The organism is Spirillospora sp. NPDC049652 (assembly GCF_040675125.1).
In the GTDB taxonomy this organism is placed as follows: Bacteria; Actinomycetota; Actinomycetes; order Streptosporangiales; family Streptosporangiaceae; genus Spirillospora.
Map to the genome: position 1 here is coordinate 1 of NZ_JBFAOF010001034.1, position 2,400 is coordinate 2,400.

Genomic DNA, 2,400 nt, shown 5'->3' on the forward strand with positions numbered 1-2,400 from the left:
CGCCCCGGTGCGGGCGGCCGTCCAGCACGACGGCCATGCCGACGCCGTCGCCGACCCACAGCAGCGCGAAGTCGCGGACGCCGGCGGCCTGCCCGGACCCGAGTTCGGCGAGCGCGCCGAGGTTGACGTCGTTCTCGATCTCCACGGGGACGCCGAGCCCGGCGGCCAGGTGCGCGGTGATGCCGGGGACGTGCCAGCCGGGCAGGTGGGCGGCGTAGCCGAGGTGTCCGGTCGCGGGGTTCACCGCGCCGGGGATTCCGACGACGACGCGGTTGAGCCGGTCGCGGGTGAGGCCCGCGGCCTCGGCCGCGCCGTCAACGGCGGCGGCGGCCCGGGCGGCGGCGTCCACGTTCGCGCGGCCCGGTGTCGCCAGGACGTGTTCGCCGACGACGGTGCCGGTGAGGTCGGCGACGGCGGCGATGATCCGCCGGGGGGTGACGTCCAGCCCGGCGACGTGCGCGGCAGACGGGACGATCCGGTACACCTCGGCGGTGCGGCCGGGCGTGCCCTCGCGGACGCCGTCCCGCATGACCAGCCCGCTCTCCTCCAGCCGGGCGAGCAGCTGGGACGCGGTGGGCTTGGAGATCCCGGTGAGCCGGGAGAGTTCGGGGCGGGTCAGCGACCCGTGCGCGAGCAGCGCCTCCAGCGCGGCGCGGTCGTTGATGGCCCGCAGCAGGCTCGGGGTTCCCGGCATGGGCGCGGACGCGTCGGACGGCACGGTGGGTCTCCCGGGGGCCATTCAGAGTTAGGAAACCTTCCTAACGTGGCCCTGAAAGTAAGGACTCCTTCCTAACCCGTCAACCCCTCGTCCTCGATTTGTGTGTGGGAACCGCGTCCCGGACAGCCGAAAAGGCCGCCCCCGGCGTCGCCGAAAAGGCGGCGCGGGGACGGCCGGGGCGGCCCGCCGAGGGTCAGTGGGACAGCAGGTCGCGGGCGATGTGCGACACCTGGATCTCGTCGGTGCCCGCGTAGATCTGGAAGGACTTGGCGTCGCGGGCGAGCTGCTCGACGCGGTACTCGCTCATGTAGCCGTTGCCGCCGAACAGCTGCACCGCCTCCTGGGTGACCTCCGAAGCGGCCTGCGCCGCGTACAGCTTCATCGCCGACGCCTCGGCGAGGGTCGGGGTGCGGCCCTTGCGCTGCATCTCCACGTGCCGGAACACCAGGTTTTGGACGTTCAGCCGCGCCACCTCCATCTTCGCCAGCTTGAGCTGGATCAGCTGGAAGTCGCCGATCGGCTTGCCCCACAGCTCGCGCTTCTTGGCGTAGTCGACCGACAGGCGCAGGCACTCCTCGATGACGCCGAGCGCCATCGCCGCGACGCCGGCGCGCTCGGTGACGAAGTTCTGCCGAGCCGACTCCTTGCCGCTTTGGGCACCGGTTCCGCCGCCGCTGAGCAGCCGGTCCTCGCCGGCGCGGACGTCGTTGAGGAACAGTTCGCCGGTGGGGGAGGAGTGCAGGCCCATCTTGCGCAGCGGCTTGCTCTGCTCCAGGCCCGGCATGCCCCGGTCGAGGACGAAGGTGAGGATCTCGCGGTCGCGCGGGTCGCGGCCGTCGTCGAGCTTGCAGTAGAAGACGATCGTGTCGGCGTAGGGGCCGTTGGTGATGAACGTCTTGGACCCGTTGAGCACATAGCCGTCGCCGTCGCGGCGCGCCGTGGCCTGCATCCCGCCGAACGCGTCGGACCCGGAGTTCGGCTCGGTGATCGCCCACGCGCCGACCTTGTCCATGGTCAGCAGGTCCAGGCCCCAGCGCCGCTTCTGCTCGGCGCTGCCGCGCTTCATGATCGTCCCGGCGGCGAGGCCGAGGCTGACGCCCATGGCCGTGACCAGGCCCGGCGACACCTTGCACAGCTCCACGATCGGCAGGATGTTCAGCGAGGCGTTCCCGCCCCCGCCGCCCGCCCCGGAGGCCTCCCCGGCTCCGTCTCCCTCGCCGGACGCGGCCCGCTGCTCCTTCTCCAGCCGGGCCTCGAAGGAGGAGCGGGCCATCTCGTCCATGCCGAAGGTCCGGAACAGGTCCCGGATCAGGTCGTAGGGCGGGAGGTCCCCGGCGTCGAGGGCGTCCATCCGGGGCCGGACCTTCTCGTCGACCCAGGCGCGCACCGCGTCGCGGATCATCACGTCCTCGTCGGACCATTCGATCATGCTTCGTCCCGCCTTCCTCGGACCCGTTGTCGTCCGGACCATCCTGGCAGACGGAGAAAGTGAGCGCTTACACCGGGCCGCGCTCGGGACCCGGGGGCGTGACCAGGGCGGACCGGACGCGCGTTGACGACCCGAGTGATCTTTTCGGGATATAACCGGGCCGTGGGATTCATCGGAAGGCTTCTCCGGCGACGCACCCCCGAGCGCCCGGCCACGGCACGTCTCGTCACCCCGGCCGTGCCCGCGCCGGTCG

General features: G+C 72.0%; 2 protein-coding genes. Both read right to left on the bottom strand.

The window, feature by feature from the left end:
* The coding region (locus AB0J52_RS36485; protein ID WP_500187475.1) for an ROK family transcriptional regulator at positions 1 to 718 on the bottom strand (718 nt) is incomplete at its 3' end.
* A gap of 193 nt (positions 719 to 911) precedes the next feature.
* The gene (locus AB0J52_RS36490) at positions 912 to 2,147 is read right to left on the bottom strand and encodes an acyl-CoA dehydrogenase family protein (protein WP_500187476.1); all 1,236 of its coding nucleotides are present in this window, start codon (positions 2,145 to 2,147) and stop codon (positions 912 to 914) included.
* Positions 2,148 to 2,400: the final 253 nt, after the last annotated feature.